Origin of the sequence: Bacillus sp. BR3(2024) (assembly GCF_039134555.1) — a bacterium.
In the GTDB taxonomy this organism is placed as follows: Bacteria; Bacillota; Bacilli; order Bacillales; family Bacillaceae_G; genus Bacillus_A; species Bacillus_A cereus.
This window is the reverse complement of sequence record NZ_CP152433.1, coordinates 2,633,596-2,656,859: the sequence shown is the minus strand read 5'-3', so window position 1 is coordinate 2,656,859 and position 23,264 is coordinate 2,633,596. Positions and strand designations below refer to the sequence as shown.

Sequence of the window (23,264 nt, the reverse complement as noted above, 5' to 3'; positions counted from 1 at the left end):
ATATTTTTCGGTAGCAAGAAAAAATTCATGCTACCTTTTTCTTATTTTAATAGCTAATGAAAAGGTTTTTTACATTCAATGTTGAAATATTAGAAGTTAATATAACGATATAAAAAGAGGGATGGAAATGGAAACTGTTATAAATAAAATAAAAGAGGTACAATCTAATTATGTGGGAATGGCAATTTATTCTACAAAAGATAATCGGATAGTTGCTTCATATAATAATGAATTAAATATTCCGTTAGCATCAGCAGCAAAATTAGTCATTGGATTTGTAGTAACGCAAATGGTGAAGGAAAATAAACATAATTGGAATGATATACTTCATCACATTAAATTTAATCCACATGAAGATAGTACGCAGTTATATCCGCATTTACAAGGAAGAACTTCTTTAACACTTAGTCAAGCGGTAGAGGTAATGATTGCTTGTCATGATAGTTGCGTTGCACAGTCAGTTGTAATGCACTGTGGTGGATGGGATGCTGTGAAAATGTACGCACAAACGCACTTTTCAAAAATTTATATACAAGAGAATGCTAGAGATGAGAAAAATGTTGGAGAATTAAGTGAAGTTCTTGCCCTTTTCATACAAACCTTTCAAGGTTATAAATCAGAACCAGAATTATGGGAACCAATTATTAGCGGCATGGTAAGACAGCAAGGAGAGTATGAAGAAATTCCATATTATCATTTAGCTCATATGACAGGTGGATTACTCACAGCTACAATAAATATTGGTATTATAGGAATGTTTAACGAATTTCCGCTTCTTTATGTGATGGGGGGAAAAGATTTACCAAATCGACGTGAAAATAAAGAGATAGATGAAGCTTTTGCAGCAGTTTTAAAGTACATATACAAAGAATATAGTGAAAGCATGCTAGGAGTGAGCGATTGAAAAAAAACTTAAAGACTTCAACAATCATTATTTTAATTTTAACGATTATTGCTCTTGAAGTTGGAATCGCACTATATGATCACAATTTGTCATTAGATACAATTTACTTTGCAGCGATCCTTATTTGTATTGTATTGCTTTTTGGCACACGTGTTTCTGAAGAGAAAGAAAGTACATCGAAACGAGGACGAAGAAAAATAGCTGTTATATTTTGGCCATCTATTTTATTGTCTATCGCTTGTTTTGCAGTTATAAGTTACATAAGGGTAGGCTATGTCTCTGTACCAGGGATAATTGGCTTTTCATGCTTTGTTACATATGGTGGATTCGTTTTGATTAGTATTTTAAAGGGGAAAAATAAAATGTAGCTTACTAAGTTGAAAGGAAGCAATGTATATGAAACATATAGAGAACGGTACACGTATTGAAGGAGAATACATTAAAAATAAAGTTATTCAATATAATATGTCCATCTTAACAGATGAAGTAAAACAGCCGATGGAAGAAGTAAGCCTCGTAGTAAAAAATGAAGAAGGGAAAATATTTGGTGGTGTAACAGGTACGATGTATTTTTATCATCTTCATATCGACTTTTTATGGGTTGATAAATCAGTTCGTCATGACGGTTATGGCAGCCAACTTTTACATAAAATTGAAGAAATTGCAAAGGGAAAAGAGTGCAGATTAATATTGCTAGATTCATTTAGTTTTCAAGCGCCAGAATTTTATAAAAAGCACGGTTACAGGGAGTATGGTGTCGTTGAAGATCATCCGAAAGGTCATAGTCAGCACTTTTTTGAAAAGAGATTATAATAGTATTATGTATACTGGTTGATGGGAGAAAGCATATGTACACGTATAAATTGCAACAAGAACAACCAATCTGTGCAGAAAAAATAAAGAAGCTTTATGATTCTGTCGGTTGGTGGCCAGAAAGAAAAGAAGTCGATATTGAAAAAATGTTAAAGAATAGTATAGGCATTGGAGTATGGGAAGAAAATGAATTAGTTGGATTTGCTAGAGTCGTTTCTGATGGTGTTTTTCGAGCATACATTGAAGATGTTGTCGTACATGAGAGTGTAAGAAATAAAGGTATTGGAGAGAAAATGCTTACAATATTACTTCGAGAAATATCTCATATTGATATTGTTAGTCTATTTTGCGGTGAGAAGCTAATAAAGTTTTACGGTGAGCAGCAATTTCAAGCAACGAAGCAAATTGTGATGCATCGTAATCAAACAGGGAAGAATAAGAGGTGCCAATTAAAATGAATGCAACAAGAGCGTACTGTTTATCGAAAAGAAAAGCGACAGAAGATTCTCCAGATGGCTGGAGTGCAACATGTATGAGGCTTAATAATAAAATATTTGCGATAGTAAATCATGAAGAAGGCGAAAAAGCTGCGATTACATTGAAGTGTGATCCAGAAGTCGCATTAAGAATAAGAGAAGATTATCCAGAAACAATTATTCCAGGGTATCATATGAATAAAAAACATTGGAATACCGTTTATATTCATAAGGGTATAGAGCAGGAGCAAATTAATAAAATGATTGATTGGTCGTATGATCTAGTACTACAATCATTTTCAAAGAAAAAGCAGCAGGAGTTAATGGATTAATATGTATTAGGAGTGTGTGTAATGAAAGATTCGATTAAAGATACGTATGATAAATTAGCGAGTACATATAAAGAAAATCTAGATTTTGCAAATCCATATAACAGTTATTATGAAAGACCGGCGATGATGGAGCTTATTCCAAAGGAACTAGAAGGAAAAAAGATATTAGATGCTGGATGTGCAGCTGGATGGTATACTTCTCAATTCATAGGAAGAGGAGCAAATGTTACAGCAATTGATGTAAGTCCTGAAATGGTAAAAGCAGCAAAAGAAAATATAGGAGAAGAAGCAACGTTCCTTTGTCATGATCTGCAAGAAACATTGCCATTTGAAGATAATACGTATGATGTGATTGTAAGTTCGTTAACTCTTCATTACTTAGAAAATTGGAATCAAGTATTTCAAGAATTTCGTCGTGTATTGAAGCCAGGTGGGGAACTTATTTATTCTATTCATCATCCTTTTATGGATTTCACAAAGTTTCCATGTGAAAATTATTTTGAAAAACAGTTATTAATAGATACTTGGGTTAAACCGAATATTACTATTGAAGTCAAGTTTTTTAGAAGATCATTACAAGACATACTAAATGAAACTACAAATTATTTTGTATTAGAAGAGATAGTAGAACCGAAGGCAATTGAAAAAATGAAAGAAGTAGACGAAAAATCATATTATTATCTAAATACGAATCCACATTTTCTTATCATTAAAGCAACTAATAAATAGCTAGTAAAATAACTTTGTTTTACTAGCTATTTACAGTTTTACATTACATATTAGGGGACTTTAAAATGAATACGAAACGAAATAGAGTAGTATATGCACTATTTACTATAGTTATTATTATTTTAGGTCTTAGCTCAAGAAAGTTTGCTTTTGCACTACCACATCTATTAAATGATTATTTAGGTGATGCTTTATGGGCATTAATGATTTTTACTGGCTTTGGATTTTTGTTTCCTAAAACAGAGACGAAGAAGTTGGCTTTTATTAGTTTAATGTTTTGCTATGGGATTGAAGTGAGCCAATTGTATCATGTAAATTGGATAGACAGCATTCGTGCAACGACTTTAGGTGGACTTGTGTTGGGATATGGTTTTTTGTGGAGTGATTTAGTGGCATATACAATTGGTGTTGGAGTGGGAATACTGTGTGAGGTTATTTTTCGGAAGAAATAAGAATTGCAAAAGGGGTATTTGTAAATGGAACAAGCACTGGAAATTGCAAAGTTTGGGTTTCAAAATGAACATGTCACAGCTACTGTAATGCAACCAAAAGTAGCGAAGGTTTTATGCAAGAATAAAGAGTACATTGATATGCATAGAACAATTTGTATTTATCGTGCTTTTAAAAGAATTGTAAAATACCGGAATAAAACAAGACCAGATATGGGCGCGGGATGTGAAGAAAGATTTGATTTGCAATTCTTTAAATGGATATGGGAATATCCTAATGCTAAACGACCTACAATTTTAAAAGGGTTAGAGCAATTGCCGGAAGAGAAAAAGGTTATTGTTTTAAAATCTCCAAATGAGGTTCGGAAATTTTTAGAGCACATATAATTATAGAATGTAACACAAAAATTCTTTGTGAATCTTACCGATTAGTTTAATAAAACTAATCGTTTTTTATTATGAAAAATTTAACGCTTTTTGAAAATTGTATTTTGTAATGAGTATATGACTTTAAGTTCATATAAAATGAACGTTTGGAGGAATAGAAAATGACTAACGATTTAATTCAACTAATCGATTCATTAATGGTCAATATTCCAGCTGGAGAGGTAGTATTAAGAGATGATCGAATAAAAAAAGAATGGCTAGTACAAATTCAACCATTTCTTCTTGCAAAGTATGCTGTAACAATGGAACTATATGATGCTATTACAAATAGTACATTAAATAATTTTGATGAAAATCATAAACCAGTTGTCAATATTTCATGGAACGATGCCATTTCGTTTTGTAATGTACTTTCAAAAAAAGCGGGATTAAAAGAATATTATTCTATTAGTGATGGTGGTCAAATTGTGAAATGTAATTTAGGTTCAAATGGCTACCGATTACCATCTGAGGCGGAGTGGCAATATGCATGTAAAGCAAGTACAACCGGATATACATACGGGAAACTTCATGATATAGCGTGGTATAATGAAAATTCAAATGGAGAGATTCATGACGTTGGCCAAAAAGAACCGAATGCATGGGGACTTTATGATATGCTAGGGAACGTTTGGGAATGGTGTTATGATTTGTATGATGAAACAGTGTACGGATCATACCGTATTTTTCGTGGTGGTAGTTGGGCTGAAACAGCGAGAGGGTGCGGCGCTACTTGTCGTCGTCGAAGCCATCCTACATTTCATATAGATGATCTCGGTTTTAGACTCGCTAGGTCAATTTAGTAGGAACATGATACGAACAGCTAGGAAAAGAGTATGGAGAGAATCCGTACTCTTGCCAACATAGAAATGATTTAACGTAAGGAGTGTTTATTATGGCGCGTGTTTTATTTATTAATGCTGGATCAGAAGGACATATAAATCCAACTTTACAAGTTGTAGATGAATTGATTTCTCGTGGTGAAGAGGTCGTTTATTTTTCAATAGAAGCTTTCAGGGAGCGGATTGAGAAGACAGGTGCTACTGTACGAACGATTGATGATCAAAAATTTATAAAAGCGTTTCTATCTGGAGGCAGAAATTATTTACAGGAAAGAATAAATGGCCTTCTACATACAGCGGATATTGTAATACCTAGCGTTTTAGAACAAATTGAAGGTGAACATTTTGATTACATAATTCATGATTCTATGTTTGGCTGTGGCCATTTAATTGCTCAAATCCTTAAACTTCCAGCCATAAATTCATGCACATCTTTTGCGCAGGATGAAAAATCCTTTGAGCAAATGTTAGGTCATCTATCAAAAAATATCCCAATAGAAATTTATGATAAAATACAGAATGATTTTCAAAACTTAACGAAGGGAATTGCTGAAAAATATGGTGTTGAAATAAAATCATCGTATGAAGTTTTCTGTAATCCTGCACCCCTTACTATTGTATATACAATTAAGGAGTTCCAGCCTTTTGGTGATACGTTTGATGAAATATATAAATTTGTAGGACCATCTATCTCTGCACAAATGAAAAACAGAGACGTTGATTTTACTTCAATTGAAGAAAAAAGTCCGATTTATATTTCATTAGGTACTGTTTTTAATGAAGCGATTGACTTTTATAAACTGTGTATGAAGGCCTTTGAGAATAGTGAGCATACAATTGTTATGTCTATTGGTAGTAAAACAAAAATAAGTGATCTAGGCGAAATTCCTAAAAACTTCATTGTGAAAAACTATGTACCCCAAACTGAGCTGCTTACATATACGAAACTATTTATTACACACGGCGGGATGAACAGTGCGCATGAAGGACTGTATAACGGGGTTCCGCTCGTTGTAATACCGCAAAGTGCAGATCAGCCAGTAGTCGCAAAGCAAGTGGAGAGTCTTGGAGCAGGAATAAAATTACAAATGCAAGGATTAACTGCGGATCAACTAAGTGAAAGTGTAGAAATGGTATTAAATAATCCGTCATTTAAAGAAGTTGCTTTGAATTTGAAGAAATCTTTCCAAAAATCAGGTGGATATAAGGAAGCTGTTGATGAAATTTTTATATTTGTAGGTCAGTGAAAAAATGAAATTATACATTAGAAAAGCATCTAAATAGGATGCTTTTTATTTAACTTTATAATTCTTATTTTTAATATCTAGTATGGTTAAAACTAAGGCACTGAGAGATATAAGTATAAGAATAAAAGTTAACTAGTTAAATGTATTGTCAATTATGAAGTAAAGATGATAGATAAATATATTCAAATTTTATTTTAAAATGTTAGGACTTAGTTTTACATGTTAGTAATAATTTCACTGTTTCTGCACAACTTCTGCACATACTCAGGTAATTTCTATGTCATGATATATTCATAAAGTGAAATATTCCACAAGAAAAATATAATTTCACTGCGGTGTATGCATAATTAACACATACATCGGTACAAGTTTGTCTCTTGTTATTCTTTTACATCAAAGCCCACATTCCACTACAAAGTATAACAAGAAGGAGACATGAACATGAATAATCGATTTTTAAAACAACTACAAAATATGAAAATGAACAAAAAAAGTTTAGGAGCTGTAGCATTAACAGCTGGAATTATTAGTACGACACTTATTCCTCAAAATGCTTATGCGCACGGTTTTGTTGAAAAGCCTGGTAGCCGATCTGCTTTATGTAGTCCAACTTATGGTGCGCTAAATGTAAACTGTGGAAGTGTTATGTATGAACCACAAAGTTTAGAAGCTCCAAAAGGGTTCCCACAAGGTGGTCCAGTAGATGGACAAATTGCTTCAGCAGGCGGAAAATTTGGTGGTATTTTAGATCAACAAACAGCAAATCGTTGGTTTAAAAATACAATCACTGGTGGGGAAAATACATTTACTTGGAAGTATACTGCGCCTCACTTAACGAGTAAGTGGCATTACTATATTACTAAAAAAGGATGGAATCCAAATAAAGCGCTAACAAGAGCAGATTTTGAACCAATTGGAACAGTACAACATGATGGTTCTGCAGCTTCAAATAATTTAACTCATAAAATCAATGTACCTACTGATCGTAGTGGATATCATGTGATTTTAGCAGTATGGGATGTAGCTGATACAGCAAATGCATTCTATAATGTAATTGATGTTAATCTTATTAATGATTTGAAACCAGACATAGAAGCGCCAAGTATTCCAAATGGACTTCAGACGCAAAAAGTAACAGCGAATAGTGTAGAACTAACATGGAACGCTTCTACGGATAATGTAGGGGTAAAAGGATATCAAATCTTCCGTAACGGAGAGATGATTGATACAGTAATAGGCACTCATTTTATTGATAAGAAATTACAACCAAGCACAGAATACTCTTATACTGTAAAAGCAATTGACGCAGCTGGCAATGTATCGAAGGAAAGTACAGCGCTTACAGTAAAAACAACAGTTGAGATTCCTGATACAGAAGCACCAACACAACCAAAAGGATTACATAGTATGGGAACGACAGCGTCAAGTGTGGATTTAATGTGGAGTCCATCTGACGATAATATTGGTGTAGACCATTATGATATTTATAGAGAAACAGAAGGGGCAATGAAAAAGATTGCAACATCCAATACAACTTCTTATTTGGATAAAAATCTGCTCGCTAATACTACTTATAAATATGTAGTGAAAGCTGTTGATGTAGCTGGAAATGAATCCGTACAGAGTGATATATTCACAATTACTACAAAAACTGAAAACGCTTCATATGAAGCGTGGGATGCAAAAAAAGCATATAAAAAGGGAGATAGAGTTCTGCACGAAGGAAAAGTATATGAAGCAGTCCAGAGTTATCAAGGAAATGGTGATCCAAACTGGATTTATGCATTATCATTATGGAAAACAGTGTAAGCTTTACTTAGGTATGAACTAAGAGATGATGGGCTTTGATGCAAAAGGGAATCTTGAGAATTCACTTTTCTATTAATAAAAAAAGGTAGTGTATGAATACATAAGATTCATACACTACCTTTTTATTATGATAATACTTTCGTCATAAGTATATGTGGAATGCCATCTTCCATAAATATATCAGAAGAAGTCTGATAACCTAGTTTTGTATAAAATCCTTCAGCTTGTGTTTGACCGTGTAGTTTCACTTTTGTAACTTGTTTGTTACGAGCAAGTTCTTCTAACGTTTGAATGATGACTTTACCTAATCCGTATGTACGATAATCTTTTAAAATACAAATACGTTCTAATTTTCCGACACCATCAACAAATCGTATACGCCCTGTGCCTACAGGAAGCTCATGATAATAAACTAAAATATGTTTACATTGCTCTCCGATTTCATCGAATGTATCAAATTCATCTGCAAAAGGGACACCTTGTTCTTTTACAAATACTTCTTTTCGAATATGAAAGGCAGTTTCTAAATCAGCAAGTTCTGTTATAAGTTTGGATTGCAAAATGTTCAGTCCTTTCTAATGTAATCAGCTTGTGTTTTCATAGTATATCATAATAAAGCGCTATAAAGAGAAGAACATACTAAAAAGCCAACTTTAAAAAGTTAGCTTTTATTACAATTCCTTTATCCCATTTTTAGCGCCAATAATTACTTTACTCGTCATACTTATAAATAACCCTGTTTCAACTACACCAGTAATCATTTTTAATTGAGTGTGTAAATGGGCAGGATTAGAAATATGATTAGGGAATATACAATCGATAATCATGTTATTGTTATCGGTTATATAGGTTTCATTGTTTTTCAAACGTAATGTTGTTTGACATCCTAAAGACTGAATTTTATTTTCGGTTTGTTTCCATGAAAAAGGGATGATTTCAATAGGTAATGGAAAAGTACCTAAATGTGTTACAAGTTTCGATTCATCAGCAATGATAATTAGTTTTTTAGAGGAAGAGGCAACGATTTTTTCACGAAGTAATGCACCGCCACCGCCTTTTATAAGTTGTAAATTTGAATCAATTTCATCCGCTCCATCAATTGTAAGATCAAGACTTTGTACGTCGTTTAACGAAATTAGGGGGATATTTAGTTGCTGTGCTAATGCTTCAGTTTCCTTTGATGTTGGTACAGCTTGAAATGATAATCCTTCTTTTACACGCTCACCTAATTTTTGTATTGTCCAATATACAGTAGAACCTGTACCAAGCCCAATTTTCATGCCATCGTTTACAAAGTTAGCAGCATATTCGCCAGCGAGCTGTTTTAAATTCATCGCTTTACTCCGCCGGACGTGGCCCAGCATCAAGACCTGAATTTTCAACTGTAAGTACCGGACGAACGACTATATCTTTATGTACACGCATTTGACAAGATAATCGTAAATGATCTTCAATTCCTTTTTCCGTCATTGCATGTTTCTCATTCGCACTCGCTTCACAGAAATCACCTGCTAGTATTTCTACTCTACAAGTTGTGCAACGTGCATTCCCGCCGCAACGATGAAGAATGTTGACACCGCTATCTTCAATTGCTAATACTAACTTTGTTCCTTCTTTCACATCAAAAGTTCCCGCACCTTCAATTGTTAATTTTGGCAAATTTGTTCCTCCTCACGTAAAATTGTACATAACATATTTATGACCGCGAATTATTGAACATAAACATTATTTTTTTATATCCCCGTAACTTTTTTTAATGTTGAATCGTTTATTAAGTAAGCGCTGAAAAGGAGTGGTTATTTTGTGCACAAAAGTAACTCATGTTTTAAAGAACCATATCGATATGAATCATTCAAATATAAACTTTTTAATTGAACAATATGGAGAGTTAAAAAGATACTGTACTTTTTTAACGAAAAACAAATGGGATGGGGAAGATCTCGCCCAAGAAACAGTGTGTAAAGTGCTTCAAAAATATAGAAATAAAGATATTTGTATGACACTCGTCTATAAAATAGCAAGAAATCGTTGGTTAGATCAGATAAAGTCTAAGTCTGTTCATGAAAAAATAAGAGAACAAATCACTTTTGAAGAACCACATGAGAACATTGCAGATTTGCATGAAATGGTAGGGAAAGTATTGTCTTCATTAAATGTACAGCAATCCGCAATTTTATTATTAAAAGATGTTTTTCAATATAGTATCGCTGATATTGCTAAAGTGTGTTCTGTATCAGAAGGTGCAGTAAAGGCTTCTTTATTTCGGAGTAGAAATAGGCTGAAAACTGTAAGTGAAGAAGGGATTGAGATAGTCGAATTCACAGAGGATATTGAAGTTGTTGTAACATCTATTCGTGAGGAAAGACCAGAATTGTTAACGAAACTTCTTCCGACAATAGATTTTACTAAGTTACCATCTAAACAGCCAGTGTTATTATTTAATGTGAAAAAACCTTCTTCCTACAGTTGTATGCTTTGCGCAGCATAACAAGTATTGGAGGGATTTAAAATGAATGCAATTCCATATGTAGTAGAACAAACAAAATTAGGAGAACGTTCCTATGATATATATTCAAGGTTATTAAAAGACCGTATTATTATTATCGGCTCAGAAATTAACGATCAAGTAGCGAGTAGTGTCGTAGCGCAATTATTATTTTTAGAAGCAGAAGATGCAGAAAAAGATATATATTTATACATCAATAGCCCAGGAGGTTCAACGACAGCAGGTTTTGCAATATTAGATACGATGAATTTAATTAAACCAGATGTGCAAACGCTATGCATGGGCTTTGCGGCATCATTCGGTGCATTGTTATTATTATCAGGAGCAAAAGGAAAACGGTTTGCGCTCCCTAACAGTGAAATTATGATTCATCAGCCGCTTGGTGGTGCACAAGGGCAAGCAACAGAAATTGAAATAACTGCGAAAAGAATATTAAAGTTAAAGCATGATATTAATAAAATGATTGCAGAAAAAACAGGCCAACCGATTGAAAGAGTAGCACATGATACAGAAAGAGATTATTTTATGACTGCAGAAGAAGCGAAGGCATATGGGATTGTAGATGACGTTGTTACGAAAAAATAAGATGAAAAAGGCTAGAGGATATGTTAATTCTCTAGCCTTTTTATTAATCCTTTACCCATTCATCAACTAATGCTTGATTTTTTTTAATCCATTTTCGCGCAGCCTCTTCAGGATCTTTTGTTTTATTTAACATGACCATTAACGTACCGAGCTGTTCATCGTTCATTTTCCATTTATCAAAGTATTTTATAACATCTGGGTGATCTTTTTCGAAACCTTTACGAACGGAGTAATAAATGTCATCTTTTTCACCATATACTTTCTTAGGGTCTTTTAAATATTTTAAGTCAAATTCTGAAAAACCCCAATGCGGATTCCAAAGCGTAACAGCGATTGGTTTCTTTTTTGTATATGCTTTCTTTAGTTCACTCATCATCGCAGCTTCAGAAGATTGGACAAGTTTTAGTTTTATATCATATTCTTTCATTGCTTTATTCGTTAAATTCATAAGACTACTACCGGGTTCGATACCGACAATTTTATTATCTAGTTCATCTTTATGAGCATTTAAATCTTCGATACTGTTTATGTTTTTCATATAAGAAGGGACGACTAAACCTAGTCCAGTACCTTCGTACCATTTTGATTTTAAGACAATATCATCTTTATAACGATCGTTTAGCGGTTTATCTGTAACTGGTAGCCATACTTCTAAATTCGCATCAACATCGCCACGAGCGACACCAGTCCAAATTGCGGCTTTTTCTAAATACATGAGCTCAACTTTGTAGCCTTTTTCTTCTAATAAAACTTTCCACATGTTTGCAGTTGCAATATTTTCTTTCCAACTTGTTACACCAAGTTTAATTTTTCCTTTCGAATTTGCATTTGTTGCATTACATGAAGTGAAAATCATAGTAATAAATAATGCAAGGCATATAAACCAAATTTTCTTTCGCATCGAAAACCTCCTAAGTAACGTTTGCCTTATAAAATAAATGTATAAGTAAGCATTCTTATTATGAACGGAAACGAGAATTTTAAAGAAATCTTATGAATGTCATTTTTATGTAATATTTCTTTGTAAAATCGCAACACTATGTGAATAGATGGGTAGAAAAGGAGTAGTGACATGGATAATACAAAGGTGCGTGTTGAAAACGTAACAAAAGTATTCGGGAAACATCCGCAAAGAGCCCTTTCCTTATTAAAAGAAGGAAAAAGTAAATCGGAAATTTTAAAAGAGACAGGAATGAACGTTGGGGTGAAAAAAGCAACGTTTGAAGTTTACTCTGGAGAGATTTTCGTTATTATGGGTTTGTCTGGCAGCGGGAAATCTACGCTAGTTCGTATGTTAAATCAATTGATTAAACCAACTGCAGGTCATATATATATAGATGGTGAAGACATCGCAACGATGGGAAAAGAAGAGTTACGGAGAGTAAGAAGAACGAAAATGAGTATGGTATTTCAGAAATTTGCTCTATTTCCGCATCGTACAGTTATACAAAATGTTGCATATGGTTTAGAAATACAAGGAGTTCCGGTTGAAGAGCGAGAGAAAAAAGCGTTAGAATCGCTACAGTTAGTAGGACTCGATCATCATAAAGATAATTATCCAAGTCAACTTAGTGGTGGTATGCAGCAGCGCGTTGGAATCGCAAGGGCACTAACGAATAATCCAGATGTATTACTAATGGACGAGTCATTTAGTGCATTAGATCCACTTATTCGAAAAGAAATGCAAGATGAATTGTTAGAGTTACAAGATAAAATGGAAAAAACAATTATATTTATTACGCATGATTTAGATGAAGCGCTTCGAATTGGAGATCGTATCGCATTAATGAAAGATGGAGAAATCGTCCAAATTGGAACGCCAGAAGAAATTATGATGAGCCCCGCAAATGAATTTGTAGAAAAGTTTGTTGCGGACGTGAATTTAGGAAAAGTAATTACGGCTGAGTCTATTTTAAAACGACCAGAAACTTTATTAATTGATCGTGGACCTCGTGTGGCTCTTCAAATTATGAGGAATGCAGGCGTCTCAACTGTATATGTTGTAAACAAAAAGTATGAGTTTTTAGGTATATTAACTGCGGATGATGCGAGTAAAGCAGTACAAAAACAGTGGCCGATTGCTGATTTATTACTTAATGATATTCCGCATGTGTATTTGGATACTTTACTGGAAGAGACATATGCAAAAATGGCAGAGATGAAATATCCCTTACCAGTAATCGATGAGAAGAAAAGGCTAAGAGGAATTATTAAACGTGAAAGTGTCATTCAAGCTCTTGCAGGAAACATTGAGGAAGAGGTGAAAGACGATGAATAGTATACCACGTATTCCATTAGGGGAATGGGTCGACTCATTTGTTGCAAGTTTATATGAGCACTTTGAAGGCTTATTCCGAGGATTCTCTTATATTATTGGTGGATTCGTTGATTTACTCACTAATTTTTTAACAATAATACCTGCCATATTGATGATTATTATCTTGTGTTTCTTCATTTGGTACACAACGAGGAAATTATCTTTAGTCATTTTTACGCTTATTGGATTATTATTCATTTTGAATATTAACTACTGGGCACAAACGATGCAAACATTAGCACTCGTACTTACGTCTGTTATTATTTCAATTATTGTCGGAATTCCAATTGGTATATTAGCATCTCAAAATGAACGTTTCTCAAAACTTTTAAAACCAACACTAGATTTTATGCAAACAATGCCTGCATTCGTATACCTTATTCCAGCGATTACATTTTTCGGAGTAGGTGTAGTACCTGGAATTATTGCATCAGTAATCTTTGCAATGCCACCGACAATTCGTTTTACTGACTTAGGAATTAGACAAGTTCCAGAAGATTTAATTGAAGCAGCGAATGCATTTGGATCCACTGCATCACAAAAACTATTTAAAGTACAATTACCACTTGCAACCGGAACGATTATGGCTGGTGTGAACCAAAGTATTATGCTTTCGTTATCGATGGTTGTAACAGCGTCACTTGTAGGAGCTCCAGGGCTTGGAGTTGATGTATATCGCTCGGTAACACAAGTTAATATCGGAATGGGATTTGAAGCTGGATTAGCTATCGTAGTAATCGCAATTATATTAGACCGTATTACACAAGGGTTCCATACGAAAAGAAAATAATGACCAAAAGACACACTTTTATAATACAAAGTGTGTTTTTTATTGCATCCAGATCACATACGAACGATAACAGAACCTCCAGCTGGTGCGCAAACTTGGTTTTGTTGTTGTTCCATTGATTTGATGAATTGATTATTTTCCTCGATTAATGAGATTAATTTAGTTAATTGATTTTCAAGACTTGCGATACATTGCATCATATATTGTGAATCATGATGCAATGTATTCCTTGCGGGATGGGGGGAATAAACATACTGTTGATTTATATTTGGATTCCAATGAGGATACATTTGAATCGTTCCTCCTTCAATAAATTACGAAGCTTTCTTATAGTAAATGCCTATGTATAATTAATGGTTACTTGAAAATTTTTTAATATAAAAGGAGTATGTACAGAAAATGGAAAATATTATATGTGAAGTTACAGTACATTTTTTAGAAATATTTAAGCGAGATAGTGCGTATATTAATACATTCAAGTAAATGTATGCTATTTAGCGAGAAATGGTAGGAGGAGATGCAATATTGGCTAAAAATAAAAAAAGAAATGATGCTTTGGCAATAGGTGTCGGTATAGGGGTTGTAATTGGTGTATTTCAAGGGCACTTTACAAATAATTTAGTAATCGGAATTGTGATTGGGATTATAATTGGGATTGCGTTTTTGAAGAAATAATGAGGTGTAAATTCATTTCAAAAATTGCTGTATCAAAAGAATGAAAATTCGGAATACAAAACCTGTTTTTCCTTTTTTTGTGATGTTATATATGAAAAGGAAGGTGATGGACATGTCAACAAACAATCAAGTAGAACAAAACTGCTTCATTTGCAAAAAGCATAAAGGAAATATTATAGTTCCAGGTGGAGCTATTTACGAAGATGAACTCGTTTACGTTGAACATGTCCACTGGGATAGTGAAGAAACATAATTCCGCGTTATCCGAATACACCAAAAGAGTTTTGGTCACCAAGCGAGATAGCGAAATGGACTGGCGCACCATATGGTGACGCAGCGAAAATCAAAAAACTATGCGAAAGAATACGAGAGTATATGGTGAGTGAATATGCATACAAAAAATAATAGACAACATTCATGGGTTGGAAGTAGAGAAATGTGTTTAGACGAAATTTCGGTAAAGCAATATGGTGATATCGTGCTCGGTGCATATGGTGGGAATATTAGTGCCGGAGCGAAAAAGAATGAAGATGGTGCATTAGTTTGGTCAAATGGTGAGTGGGAATTTGCAGCTATATTAGATGGACATAATAGTGCAGAAAGTGTTGATTTAGTAGTAAATACAATCGAAAAAGAATATGAAAATATAAAAGTAATTTTGAATGAACCAATTAATTCAGTATTTCAGTCTGTTGAAAATCATATACTTACAATTTTTCAGTCATCTTCATTTAAGGAAAAGTGCAAAAAAATTAAAGGTGAAACAGCTTGCTTACTATGTGTAAGGAAAGAAAATTATATATGGTGGCTTTCTATCGGTGATTGTTTAGTGTATGTATTTCATGAAGAGTTACATAAGTTAGGACAATATGCATTAAATCAACGTCATTTTTACGAATGGATTGGAAATGTAAACACATTTGATTTACCTGTGCCTTGCTATTCATCAGGTATTCGTGAATTACGTACTGGAAAGAACCGAATTGTGATGGTGACAGATGGAGTATTAGAATGCGGGGAACGCCGATATGAAACACCTGTAAATTTGTATAATGCTATGAACAGAAATGATAAAACACTTAAAGAAAATATTCACAATGTTTTAGAACACGTGCATCATCAGTTGGGACGTGATAGTGCGACAATTATTAGTTGGGACGTAGAAAATAAAAGGAATGCCACGTATCCGAGTGATCAGCCGGAGAAAATGCAAGTAAGAAAATAAAAGGATAGGGTTTTCTGTCAATTATAAAAATAACTCTATTAATTTTATCGGTACTATCTATATTCGTTTTTGAAAAAATAGAAAGAAAAAGGATTAAACATCCCGAAACAAAAGGGATGGGAAATAGATTGTTGTTATACAATACATAAAACATGTCTTGATAAAACTACTACTAAAGAAGATAAAGAAAATGAATACATTATCTACATATTAAAAAATATATAATCCATTTTGTTACGAAAACATAATTAATTTAATAGGAGGGAATGCAATGGGCAACTCTACTATTTGGATTATAGTTATTATTATGATAATTGGAGGATATTTTTTAGAAAAGTTTTTAAGAAAAAAACTAAATATGCCAAAGGGCAATGCTTGGATATATAAGCATGTAAATAGTTTACATGTAAAATTAGAAATAGGTCTTTTTATCGTATATCTTATAGTAAGTTTTATTTATCTGTTCAAAGTAGAAAATGCTAATATAGGAATTGCTGTACTTACTTATTTTGGAGCAATTTCCTTATTACGCGTATGGATGGAATGGAAGTATAGCAGAGAGACAAAGGAATATATTCTTTCTATAATTGGATTCTTTGCATTTGTTTTTATGGTTTCAATGTTACTTTATTTTGATCCTCTTTCTACATACTAATGTCGTTTTGGTTTTTCATGTTGAATATTTAAAAAGAGTAGCTACCATTATTTATCTTGATAGTTACTCTTTATATTTACATCTTCTTAAAGCTTCTCAAAACAAGGTATTCCCACAATCTCCAAGGAAGAATCTTCTTCGTAAAGATCATAAATTTTACACCTTTTCCAATAGGATATCGTAAAGTAGTACGCTTTGTTTCAGCAATTTCAACGATTTTATTAGCAACATCTATCGGATTACCAAATGTATCACTACCGCTATTAATATGTTTTTGTATTTTATCCATATATTCTTTGTAAGGAGATGTTGTATCAGATTGGTTTTCAGCTAGTTGTTTACCAACCTCCCATATATTTGTGTTGTAAGAACCAGGTTCAATTAAAGCGACATCTATTCCGAAAGGTTTTAATTCTAAGCGAAGCGATTCACTCCAGCCTTCTAATGCATATTTTGAAGATACATAAGGAGATAAACCAGGGAATCCAACTTGGCCGCTAATGCTGCTTATATTAATGATTTTTCCACTTCTTTGTTTTCTCATATATGGTAAAACAAGCTGGGTAATTGATATAGCTCCAAAAAGGTTCGTTTCAAATTGCTTTCGATATTCGTCTACTTGGATTTCTTCTACAAAGCCCCCATTTGCATATCCTGCATTATTTATAAGGAGATCTATTCTATTAATTTCTTTTAAAAATAATTGGAAATTATGTATAGAATTTTGATCTGTTACATCTAATTGTTGAACTTTTATATTGTGCTGTAAGTTAAGTTGAGTAACTTGGGATAGTAAGGTTCCTTGTTTTTCAAGGTTTCGCATTGTAGCGATAACTAAATAATCTTTTTTTGCGAGTTCGAGTGTAGTTAATAGTCCAAATCCACTTGAGGCTCCAGTAATTATTGCGATTTTTTTATTCATTTTTCGCCAGCTTTCTTTTTCTTTTATCATAACGAGTTATGATAAGAAAATCTATTATTCTTACATTCATTATGAAATCAATTTGTATGTAAAAAAAGGGGATTATAGGGAATCAGCGTATATAGAGTAGTGTATATTAATATGATAATGAAATGAGGGAAGAAAAATGGTCCATGTAAAAGCTGTATTAGAAGATCAGCTATTAGCGAATGCAAATGATCCCAGTTGGTATATGCCATTTTCAGATGCAGTTAAGGATTTATCTGAGAGGGAAGCTTTCTGGAAACCGAATGAAGAGAGTAATAGTATAGCTGAAATCGTACAACATTTACTGTATTGGAACTCTACGTGGCAAACTAGGTATAAAGAATCAAATGTGAATGCAGTACCCGCTATAGGAGATAATAACAAAAGTTTTATGCTCTCAGATAATCAAACTTTCGATGAATTACGGGAAAAACTACTAGAAAAACTGTTACAATGGCAAAATCTCATAAATGAAGAAAAGGTTGAAAGTGATGTAGTGGGATTTCCTGTTTCTGCAAAGTGGTGGGAAGTGCTAGCGAATGTAACAACTCATAATGCATATCATATTGGTCAAATTATTTACATCCGAAAATTACAGAAGAGCTTTGATAATGAATAAAGTAACAATTCTCTTATTAAGGGAACAAAAGTGGACAAAACGAGACAAACATCTCATTTTGTCCACTTTTTTATTGTTAAAAGATAGAGAAAACCTATTAAAACAAGGATTAGAATTTGGCACGGTACTTGCAATATAAAAGACGAACAAGAAAATAGGAGGGCTGGACATGTTAAAAACAACTGAAAGTAAAGGGAATGAAATTACGAAAGAACAAGCTCGTTGGATGTACGAAAAAATGTTAGAGATTCGTAAGTTTGAAGATAAGGTGCATGAATTGTTCGCGCAAGGCGTTTTGCCAGGTTTCGTTCATTTATACGCAGGTGAAGAAGCGGTAGCAGTTGGTGTATGTGCCCACTTAACGGATAGTGACAATATTACAAGTACACATAGAGGTCATGGACATTGTATCGCAAAAGGTTGTGATTTAAATGGTATGATGGCTGAACTTTTCGGGAAAGCGACAGGATTATGTAAAGGTAAAGGCGGTTCCATGCATATTGCCGATTTAGATAAAGGAATGCTTGGTGCGAATGGCATTGTAGGCGGGGGTTTCCCACTTGCTTGCGGTTCAGCATTAACAGCTAAATATAAAGGAACAAAAGATGTAAGTGTTTGCTTCTTCGGTGACGGAGCAAATAATGAAGGAACATTCCATGAAGGGGTTAATTTAGCGGCGATTTGGAAGTTACCAGTTATTTTTATTGCAGAAAATAACGGTTACGGTGAAGCAACTACATTTGAATATGCTTCAAGTTGTGATTCTATCGCTGATCGCGCAAAAGCTTATAATATTCCAGGTGTTCAAGTAGATGGAAAAGATCTTCTAGCTGTATATAAAGCTGCTGCAGAAGCAGTGGAACGTGCGCGTAAGGGTGATGGTCCAACAATTATTGAATGTATGACATATCGTAATTATGGTCATTTCGAAGGTGAAGCGCAAACATATAAAACATCAGAAGAAAAAGAAGAACATTTAAACGAAAAAGATGCAATTGTGAATTTCCGTAAGCATTTAATTCATGAAGGTTTATTAACAGAATCTGAACTTGTTGATATGGAAAAAGCAGTAGATGATGCAGTACAAAGATCCATTGAATTTAGTGAAAATAGTCCATACCCAGACGATGAAGAATTATTAAAAGATGTATACGTTTCTTACAAATAAGAGGAGGGTGAAAAATTATGACTAGAACAGTAAGTATGTCAACTGCAATTAATGAAGCGATGAAAATCTCAATGCGTCGTGATGAAAATGTAATTTTAATAGGTGAAGATGTTGCAGGAGGTGCACAAGTTGATCACCTGCAAGATGATGAAGCTTGGGGTGGTGTTCTTGGTGTTACGAAAGGACTTGTACAAGAGTTTGGCCGAAATCGTATATTGGATACACCAATTTCTGAAGCGGGTTATATGGGAGCTGCGATGGCAGCTGCTGCAACTGGGTTACGTCCGATAGCTGAGTTAATGTTTAATGATTTTATCGGTAGTTGTCTTGACCAAGTATTAAACCAAGGTGCGAAATTCCGTTATATGTTTGGAGGTAAAGCAAAAGTACCCGTTACAGTACGTACGATGCATGGCGCTGGTTTTAGTGCAGCAGCTCAACATTCACAAAGTTTGTACGCATTATTTACGAGCATACCAGGTATTAAAGTTGTTGTTCCTTCCACACCGTATGATGCAAAAGGCTTATTATTAGCGGCAATTGAAGATGATGATCCAGTAATCTTCTTTGAGGATAAAACACTTTACAATATGAAAGGTGAAGTGCCAGAAGGATACTATACAATTCCATTAGGAAAAGCACATATTAAACGGGAAGGTTCTGATGTAACAATTGTCGCAATCGGAAAGCAAGTTCATACAGCGCTTGCAGCTGCAAAGCAATTATCGAAAAAGGGGCTTGAAGTAGAAGTAATTGATCCACGATCTTTATCACCACTTGATGAAGATACTATTTTATCATCTGTTGAAAAAACAAATCGTCTTATCGTCATTGACGAAGCGAATCCTAGATGTAGTATTGCAACAGATATTGCGGCAATTGTAGCGGATAAAGGTTTTGATTTGTTAGATGCACCTATTAAACGAATTACAGCACCACATACACCTGTTCCGTTCTCACCACCACTTGAAAAGTTGTATTTGCCAACACCAGAAAAAGTAATTGAAACTGTATCAGAAATGATTGGAGACCAATCTTTATTACATGTGTAATAAAACGATGAGAAGGGAGAGAGAGACATGGCTGTAGAAGTTGTAATGCCGAAGTTAGGTATGGCGATGAAAGAAGGTATTATTACGAGCTGGAATATTAAAGCAGGCGATAATGTAGCAAAAGGAGAACTAATTGCTAGTATTAATTCAGAAAAAATTGAAACGGAAATTGAAGCGCCAGCTGATGGTACGGTACTTGATATAGCTGTAAGTGAAGATGAAGGAGTGCCGCCTGGTACTGTAATTTGCTACATCGGTAAACCGAATGAAAAGGTAGAAATGCAGGAAAGCACACATGTTGTAGAAGAAAAAACATCTAATATAGAAGTACAAAATGTACAAAATCAAGAAGCAAATGGGAAAGAAGTATCGAAGCAAAGAATTAAAATTTCACCTGTAGCCAAGAAAATTGCAAAGTCTGAAAATCTGGATATCAAGGCATTAGTTGGTACAGGTCCTGGCGGAAGGATTACAAAGGCAGATGTATTAAAAGCACTTGAGGTAAGAGGAATCGTTCCGGAAATATCTGAACAAGAAGAAAGTAACGTGATTCCTGTTACTGGTATGCGTAAAGCGATCGCAAATCGTATGCACGCAAGCTTAAAAAATAGCGCACAATTAACGTTAACGATGAAAGTAGATGTAACAGATTTAGTTGCTTTACATAAAGAAATAGCGAAAGTTGTACAAAAAAGATATGATAATAAATTAACCATTACGGATTTTGTCTCGCGTGCTGCTGTATTAGCACTTGGAGAGCATAAAGAAATGAACAGCGCTTATATAGATGATGCAATTCATCAATTTGAACATGTGCATTTAGGCATGGCAGTCGCATTAGAAAAAGGGTTAATCGTTCCAGCTATTCGCTTTGCAAATAATTTATCTTTAGTAGAATTGTCTAAAGAGATTAAGAATGTGGCACAAAAGGCGCGAGCAAGTAGCTTAAGTAGTGATGATATGCACGGAACGACATTTACAATTAGTAATTTAGGTAGCTTTGGTATTGAATATTTCACACCTGTATTAAATACACCTGAGACTGGCATTTTAGGTATTGGCGCAATTGAACATGTTCCTGTATATAAAGGGAAAAAATTAAAAAAAGGTAGTATGTTACCTTTAAGTTTAACATTCGATCATCGTGTACTAGACGGTGCACCAGCAGCTGCATTTTTACGCACAATTAAACATTATTTAGAAGAACCTATAACAATTCTTTTATAAAGAGAAGGTGAGAGAATGAGTAAACTAGTTGTAATTGGAGGCGGACCAGCTGGCTATGTAGCGGCAATTACCGCGGCTCAAAATGGCAAAGGTGTCACTCTTATTGATGAAGCTGAACTTGGCGGAACGTGTTTAAATGTTGGTTGTATGCCTACGAAATCACTGTTAGAAAGTGCTGAAATACATGACATTGTGAGAAAAGCGAATGATTATGGAGTTACGCTTAATACAGGAAGTATATCAATTGATTGGGATCAAATACAGGCGAGAAAATCACAAATCGTAATGCAACTCGTCCAAGGAATACAATATTTAATGAAGAAAAATAAAATTAAAGTTGTAAAAGGAAAAGCGAAATTCGAAACGGATCATCGTGTGCGAGTTGTACAAGGAAATAAAGAAGAAGTAGTTGATGGAGAGAGCTTTATTATCGCATCTGGTTCCGAACCTACAGAATTACCATTCGCTCCGTTCGATGGAAAATGGATTTTAAATAGTAGCCATGCCATGTCTCTTGAGAGTGTACCATCTTCATTGTTAATCGTTGGCGGTGGTGTAATAGGATGTGAGTTTGCAAGTATTTATAGTAGACTTGGCACAAAAGTATCGATAGTTGAAATGGCACCGCAATTACTACCTGGTGAAGATGAAGATATCGCGAATATTTTAAGAGAGAAATTAGAAAAAGATGGTGTGAAAATTTTTACGGGAGCAGTTTTAAAAGGATTAAATAACTATAAGAAGCAAGCTTCATTTGAGTACGAGGGAATTACTCACGAAGTAACTCCAGAATTTGTTCTTGTTTCTGTAGGAAGAAAACCACGAGTGCAACAATTAGGATTAGAAAAGGCAGGGGTTCAGTTTTCAAATAAAGGGATTTCTGTGAATGAACATATGCAAACGAACGTATCGCATATTTACGCAGCTGGTGATGTAATCGGTGGAATTCAGCTTGCTCACGTTGCCTTCCATGAAGGAACGACAGCAGCATTACACGCAAGCGGAGAAGACGTGAAAGTAAATTATCACGCTGTGCCCCGTTGTATATACACAGCTCCAGAAATAGCTAGTGTAGGGTTAAGTGAAAAAGGTGCAAGAGAACAATATGGTGATATTCTCATCGGAGAATTTCCTTTTACAGCGAACGGAAAAGCTCTTATTTTAGGAGAACAAGTAGGTAAAGTAAAAGTCATTGTAGAACCTAAATACCAAGAAATTGTAGGGATTTCTATTATCGGTCCTCATGCAACTGAACTTATTGGTCAAGGAACCGTAATGATTCATACAGAAGTTACCGCTGATATAATGAGAGATTATATTGCAGCACATCCAACTTTATCTGAGGCGATTCATGAAGCGTTAATGCAAGCAGTAGGACATGCTGTACATGCTTAAATAGAAATATGATAAACCACTATTCTCTAAATGAAAGAGAGAATAGTGGTTTGAATTTTTATAGAAGAAATTAA

The 23,264-nt window shown here is 34.2% G+C and carries 28 protein-coding genes and 2 pseudogenes; 24 read left to right on the top strand and 6 right to left on the bottom strand.

What is annotated here, in order from left to right; genetic code table 11:
• Positions 1-127 precede the first annotated feature (127 nt).
• From V7S45_RS13735 to V7S45_RS13685, 11 genes and pseudogenes are all read left to right on the top strand, one after another.
• Positions 128-904, top strand: coding sequence for a serine hydrolase (locus V7S45_RS13735; RefSeq protein ID WP_025689362.1), 777 nt, complete (start codon positions 128-130; stop codon positions 902-904).
• Positions 901-1,272 (top strand): hypothetical protein, encoded by a 372-nt coding sequence (locus tag V7S45_RS13730; protein WP_000739873.1) that lies wholly within the window; start codon positions 901-903, stop codon positions 1,270-1,272. Before V7S45_RS13735 ends, V7S45_RS13730 begins: the two co-directional genes overlap by 4 nt.
• 28 nt (positions 1,273-1,300) lie before the next feature.
• A complete protein-coding gene (locus V7S45_RS13725; protein WP_025689365.1) occupies positions 1,301-1,717 on the top strand; it encodes a GNAT family N-acetyltransferase in 417 nt (138 codons plus the stop codon).
• A 35-nt stretch (positions 1,718-1,752) separates the two neighbouring features.
• On the top strand, positions 1,753-2,175 hold the full coding sequence (locus tag V7S45_RS13720; protein ID WP_089607539.1) for a GNAT family N-acetyltransferase: 423 nt from the start codon (positions 1,753-1,755) through the stop codon (positions 2,173-2,175).
• On the top strand, positions 2,172-2,525 hold the full coding sequence (locus V7S45_RS13715) for an MmcQ/YjbR family DNA-binding protein (RefSeq protein WP_000994622.1): 354 nt from the start codon (positions 2,172-2,174) through the stop codon (positions 2,523-2,525). Before V7S45_RS13720 ends, V7S45_RS13715 begins: the two co-directional genes overlap by 4 nt.
• Before the next feature lie 21 nt (positions 2,526-2,546).
• On the top strand, positions 2,547-3,254 hold the full coding sequence (locus tag V7S45_RS13710) for a class I SAM-dependent methyltransferase (protein WP_025689368.1): 708 nt from the start codon (positions 2,547-2,549) through the stop codon (positions 3,252-3,254).
• A gap of 65 nt (positions 3,255-3,319) precedes the next feature.
• On the top strand, positions 3,320-3,706 hold the full coding sequence (locus V7S45_RS13705; protein WP_025689370.1) for a DUF2809 domain-containing protein: 387 nt from the start codon (positions 3,320-3,322) through the stop codon (positions 3,704-3,706).
• A gap of 129 nt (positions 3,707-3,835) precedes the next feature.
• Positions 3,836-4,090, top strand: a pseudogene (locus tag V7S45_RS13700) (hypothetical protein); the annotation flags it as partial.
• Between the two features lie 161 nt (positions 4,091-4,251).
• Entirely contained in the window at positions 4,252-4,932 is a 681-nt protein-coding gene (locus V7S45_RS13695) for an SUMF1/EgtB/PvdO family nonheme iron enzyme (protein WP_048538310.1), read from the top strand.
• 92 nt (positions 4,933-5,024) lie between these two features.
• The gene (locus V7S45_RS13690) at positions 5,025-6,218 is read left to right on the top strand and encodes a macrolide family glycosyltransferase (RefSeq protein ID WP_342761392.1); all 1,194 of its coding nucleotides are present in this window, start codon (positions 5,025-5,027) and stop codon (positions 6,216-6,218) included.
• 441 nt (positions 6,219-6,659) lie between these two features.
• Complete coding sequence (locus V7S45_RS13685; RefSeq protein ID WP_025687606.1) at positions 6,660-8,027, top strand: lytic polysaccharide monooxygenase; 1,368 nt, start codon at positions 6,660-6,662, stop codon at positions 8,025-8,027.
• A 125-nt stretch (positions 8,028-8,152) separates the two neighbouring features.
• Here V7S45_RS13685 and V7S45_RS13680 read toward each other — a convergent pair whose 3' ends face one another.
• From V7S45_RS13680 to V7S45_RS13670, 3 genes are all read right to left on the bottom strand, one after another.
• Complete coding sequence (locus tag V7S45_RS13680) at positions 8,153-8,587, bottom strand: GNAT family N-acetyltransferase (RefSeq protein ID WP_025687605.1); 435 nt, start codon at positions 8,585-8,587, stop codon at positions 8,153-8,155.
• 111 nt (positions 8,588-8,698) lie between these two features.
• Complete coding sequence (gene rpiA / locus V7S45_RS13675) at positions 8,699-9,361, bottom strand: ribose 5-phosphate isomerase A (protein WP_001049991.1); 663 nt, start codon at positions 9,359-9,361, stop codon at positions 8,699-8,701.
• Positions 9,362-9,365: 4 nt separating this feature from the next.
• A complete protein-coding gene (locus V7S45_RS13670; protein WP_001125388.1) occupies positions 9,366-9,686 on the bottom strand; it encodes a 2Fe-2S iron-sulfur cluster-binding protein in 321 nt (106 codons plus the stop codon).
• A 142-nt stretch (positions 9,687-9,828) separates the two neighbouring features.
• Between V7S45_RS13670 and V7S45_RS13665 the strand changes: the two genes are divergently transcribed.
• Together V7S45_RS13665 and clpP are read left to right on the top strand one after the other, a co-directional pair.
• Positions 9,829-10,515: an RNA polymerase subunit sigma-70 gene (locus tag V7S45_RS13665; RefSeq protein ID WP_006924302.1), complete on the top strand. Its 687-nt coding sequence runs from the start codon at positions 9,829-9,831 to the stop codon at positions 10,513-10,515.
• Between the two features lie 21 nt (positions 10,516-10,536).
• Positions 10,537-11,118, top strand: coding sequence for an ATP-dependent Clp endopeptidase proteolytic subunit ClpP (gene clpP / locus V7S45_RS13660; RefSeq protein ID WP_006924303.1), 582 nt, complete (start codon positions 10,537-10,539; stop codon positions 11,116-11,118).
• A 43-nt stretch (positions 11,119-11,161) separates the two neighbouring features.
• Here the strand turns inward: clpP and V7S45_RS13655 are convergent, their stop codons facing one another.
• Positions 11,162-12,019, bottom strand: coding sequence for a glycine betaine ABC transporter substrate-binding protein (locus tag V7S45_RS13655; RefSeq protein ID WP_001227615.1), 858 nt, complete (start codon positions 12,017-12,019; stop codon positions 11,162-11,164).
• A 171-nt stretch (positions 12,020-12,190) separates the two neighbouring features.
• Between V7S45_RS13655 and V7S45_RS13650 the strand changes: the two genes are divergently transcribed.
• Positions 12,191-13,396 (top strand): glycine betaine/L-proline ABC transporter ATP-binding protein, encoded by a 1,206-nt coding sequence (locus V7S45_RS13650; RefSeq protein WP_000370606.1) that lies wholly within the window; start codon positions 12,191-12,193, stop codon positions 13,394-13,396.
• A complete protein-coding gene (locus V7S45_RS13645) occupies positions 13,389-14,225 on the top strand; it encodes a proline/glycine betaine ABC transporter permease (RefSeq protein ID WP_342761391.1) in 837 nt (278 codons plus the stop codon). The genes V7S45_RS13650 and V7S45_RS13645 overlap by 8 nt, the downstream gene beginning before the upstream one ends.
• A gap of 53 nt (positions 14,226-14,278) precedes the next feature.
• On the opposite strand, the gene V7S45_RS13640 is transcribed toward V7S45_RS13645, so the two are convergent.
• Positions 14,279-14,515, bottom strand: a complete 237-nt coding sequence (locus V7S45_RS13640; protein WP_000283220.1) for a hypothetical protein — start codon at positions 14,513-14,515, stop codon at positions 14,279-14,281.
• Between the two features lie 214 nt (positions 14,516-14,729).
• Here V7S45_RS13640 and V7S45_RS13635 point away from each other — a divergent pair, with 214 nt between their 5' ends.
• The 4 genes and pseudogenes from V7S45_RS13635 to V7S45_RS13620 all read left to right on the top strand — a co-directional run bounded on the left by V7S45_RS13635 (position 14,730) and on the right by V7S45_RS13620 (position 16,780).
• Positions 14,730-14,900 (top strand): hypothetical protein, encoded by a 171-nt coding sequence (locus V7S45_RS13635; RefSeq protein WP_033689096.1) that lies wholly within the window; start codon positions 14,730-14,732, stop codon positions 14,898-14,900.
• 91 nt (positions 14,901-14,991) lie between these two features.
• Positions 14,992-15,305: pseudogene (locus tag V7S45_RS13630) on the top strand (hypothetical protein).
• On the top strand, positions 15,289-16,125 hold the full coding sequence (locus tag V7S45_RS13625; RefSeq protein ID WP_000556966.1) for a PP2C family serine/threonine-protein phosphatase: 837 nt from the start codon (positions 15,289-15,291) through the stop codon (positions 16,123-16,125). Before V7S45_RS13630 ends, V7S45_RS13625 begins: the two are co-directional and overlap by 17 nt.
• Before the next feature lie 271 nt (positions 16,126-16,396).
• Entirely contained in the window at positions 16,397-16,780 is a 384-nt protein-coding gene (locus V7S45_RS13620; RefSeq protein WP_000528448.1) for a DUF4181 domain-containing protein, read from the top strand.
• Between the two features lie 76 nt (positions 16,781-16,856).
• Here the strand turns inward: V7S45_RS13620 and V7S45_RS13615 are convergent, their stop codons facing one another.
• A complete protein-coding gene (locus tag V7S45_RS13615; protein ID WP_001034794.1) occupies positions 16,857-17,702 on the bottom strand; it encodes an SDR family oxidoreductase in 846 nt (281 codons plus the stop codon).
• Between the two features lie 166 nt (positions 17,703-17,868).
• Between V7S45_RS13615 and V7S45_RS13610 the strand changes: the two genes are divergently transcribed.
• The 5 genes from V7S45_RS13610 (at position 17,869) to lpdA (ending at position 23,190) form a co-directional block, all read left to right on the top strand.
• Positions 17,869-18,348, top strand: coding sequence for a DinB family protein (locus V7S45_RS13610; RefSeq protein ID WP_342761390.1), 480 nt, complete (start codon positions 17,869-17,871; stop codon positions 18,346-18,348).
• A 169-nt stretch (positions 18,349-18,517) separates the two neighbouring features.
• Complete coding sequence (gene acoA / locus V7S45_RS13605; RefSeq protein WP_342761389.1) at positions 18,518-19,516, top strand: acetoin:2,6-dichlorophenolindophenol oxidoreductase subunit alpha; 999 nt, start codon at positions 18,518-18,520, stop codon at positions 19,514-19,516.
• Between the two features lie 17 nt (positions 19,517-19,533).
• The gene (gene acoB, locus V7S45_RS13600) at positions 19,534-20,568 is read left to right on the top strand and encodes an acetoin:2,6-dichlorophenolindophenol oxidoreductase subunit beta (RefSeq protein ID WP_342761388.1); all 1,035 of its coding nucleotides are present in this window, start codon (positions 19,534-19,536) and stop codon (positions 20,566-20,568) included.
• 27 nt (positions 20,569-20,595) lie between these two features.
• Positions 20,596-21,795, top strand: a complete 1,200-nt coding sequence (locus V7S45_RS13595) for a dihydrolipoamide acetyltransferase family protein (RefSeq protein WP_342761387.1) — start codon at positions 20,596-20,598, stop codon at positions 21,793-21,795.
• Positions 21,796-21,810: 15 nt separating this feature from the next.
• Positions 21,811-23,190 carry a dihydrolipoyl dehydrogenase gene (gene lpdA, locus V7S45_RS13590; protein WP_025687593.1) on the top strand — a complete coding sequence of 460 codons (1,380 nt, stop codon included), beginning with the start codon at positions 21,811-21,813 and terminating at the stop codon, positions 23,188-23,190.
• Positions 23,191-23,264 lie beyond the last annotated feature (74 nt).

What these genes read in the sequence shown, in the direction of transcription:
- lpdA (WP_025687593.1), top strand. Translation starts at nt 21,811, where the DNA reads ATGAGTAAACTAGTTGTAATTGGAGGCGGACCAGCTGGCTATGTAGCG.
- V7S45_RS13735 (WP_025689362.1), top strand. Translation starts at nt 128, where the DNA reads ATGGAAACTGTTATAAATAAAATAAAAGAGGTACAATCTAATTATGTG.
- acoA (WP_342761389.1), top strand. Translation starts at nt 18,518, where the DNA reads ATGTTAAAAACAACTGAAAGTAAAGGGAATGAAATTACGAAAGAACAA.
- V7S45_RS13620 (WP_000528448.1), top strand. Translation starts at nt 16,397, where the DNA reads ATGGGCAACTCTACTATTTGGATTATAGTTATTATTATGATAATTGGA.
- V7S45_RS13645 (WP_342761391.1), top strand. Translation starts at nt 13,389, where the DNA reads ATGAATAGTATACCACGTATTCCATTAGGGGAATGGGTCGACTCATTT.
- V7S45_RS13640 (WP_000283220.1), bottom strand. Translation starts at nt 14,515, where the DNA reads ATGTATCCTCATTGGAATCCAAATATAAATCAACAGTATGTTTATTCC.
- V7S45_RS13625 (WP_000556966.1), top strand. Translation starts at nt 15,289, where the DNA reads ATGCATACAAAAAATAATAGACAACATTCATGGGTTGGAAGTAGAGAA.
- V7S45_RS13615 (WP_001034794.1), bottom strand. Translation starts at nt 17,702, where the DNA reads ATGAATAAAAAAATCGCAATAATTACTGGAGCCTCAAGTGGATTTGGA.
- V7S45_RS13725 (WP_025689365.1), top strand. Translation starts at nt 1,301, where the DNA reads ATGAAACATATAGAGAACGGTACACGTATTGAAGGAGAATACATTAAA.
- V7S45_RS13705 (WP_025689370.1), top strand. Translation starts at nt 3,320, where the DNA reads ATGAATACGAAACGAAATAGAGTAGTATATGCACTATTTACTATAGTT.
- acoB (WP_342761388.1), top strand. Translation starts at nt 19,534, where the DNA reads ATGACTAGAACAGTAAGTATGTCAACTGCAATTAATGAAGCGATGAAA.
- V7S45_RS13650 (WP_000370606.1), top strand. Translation starts at nt 12,191, where the DNA reads ATGGATAATACAAAGGTGCGTGTTGAAAACGTAACAAAAGTATTCGGG.
- V7S45_RS13595 (WP_342761387.1), top strand. Translation starts at nt 20,596, where the DNA reads ATGGCTGTAGAAGTTGTAATGCCGAAGTTAGGTATGGCGATGAAAGAA.
- V7S45_RS13685 (WP_025687606.1), top strand. Translation starts at nt 6,660, where the DNA reads ATGAATAATCGATTTTTAAAACAACTACAAAATATGAAAATGAACAAA.
- rpiA (WP_001049991.1), bottom strand. Translation starts at nt 9,361, where the DNA reads ATGAATTTAAAACAGCTCGCTGGCGAATATGCTGCTAACTTTGTAAAC.
- clpP (WP_006924303.1), top strand. Translation starts at nt 10,537, where the DNA reads ATGAATGCAATTCCATATGTAGTAGAACAAACAAAATTAGGAGAACGT.
- V7S45_RS13635 (WP_033689096.1), top strand. Translation starts at nt 14,730, where the DNA reads ATGGTAGGAGGAGATGCAATATTGGCTAAAAATAAAAAAAGAAATGAT.
- V7S45_RS13715 (WP_000994622.1), top strand. Translation starts at nt 2,172, where the DNA reads ATGAATGCAACAAGAGCGTACTGTTTATCGAAAAGAAAAGCGACAGAA.
- V7S45_RS13720 (WP_089607539.1), top strand. Translation starts at nt 1,753, where the DNA reads ATGTACACGTATAAATTGCAACAAGAACAACCAATCTGTGCAGAAAAA.
- V7S45_RS13610 (WP_342761390.1), top strand. Translation starts at nt 17,869, where the DNA reads ATGGTCCATGTAAAAGCTGTATTAGAAGATCAGCTATTAGCGAATGCA.
- V7S45_RS13655 (WP_001227615.1), bottom strand. Translation starts at nt 12,019, where the DNA reads ATGCGAAAGAAAATTTGGTTTATATGCCTTGCATTATTTATTACTATG.
- V7S45_RS13710 (WP_025689368.1), top strand. Translation starts at nt 2,547, where the DNA reads ATGAAAGATTCGATTAAAGATACGTATGATAAATTAGCGAGTACATAT.
- V7S45_RS13695 (WP_048538310.1), top strand. Translation starts at nt 4,252, where the DNA reads ATGACTAACGATTTAATTCAACTAATCGATTCATTAATGGTCAATATT.
- V7S45_RS13690 (WP_342761392.1), top strand. Translation starts at nt 5,025, where the DNA reads ATGGCGCGTGTTTTATTTATTAATGCTGGATCAGAAGGACATATAAAT.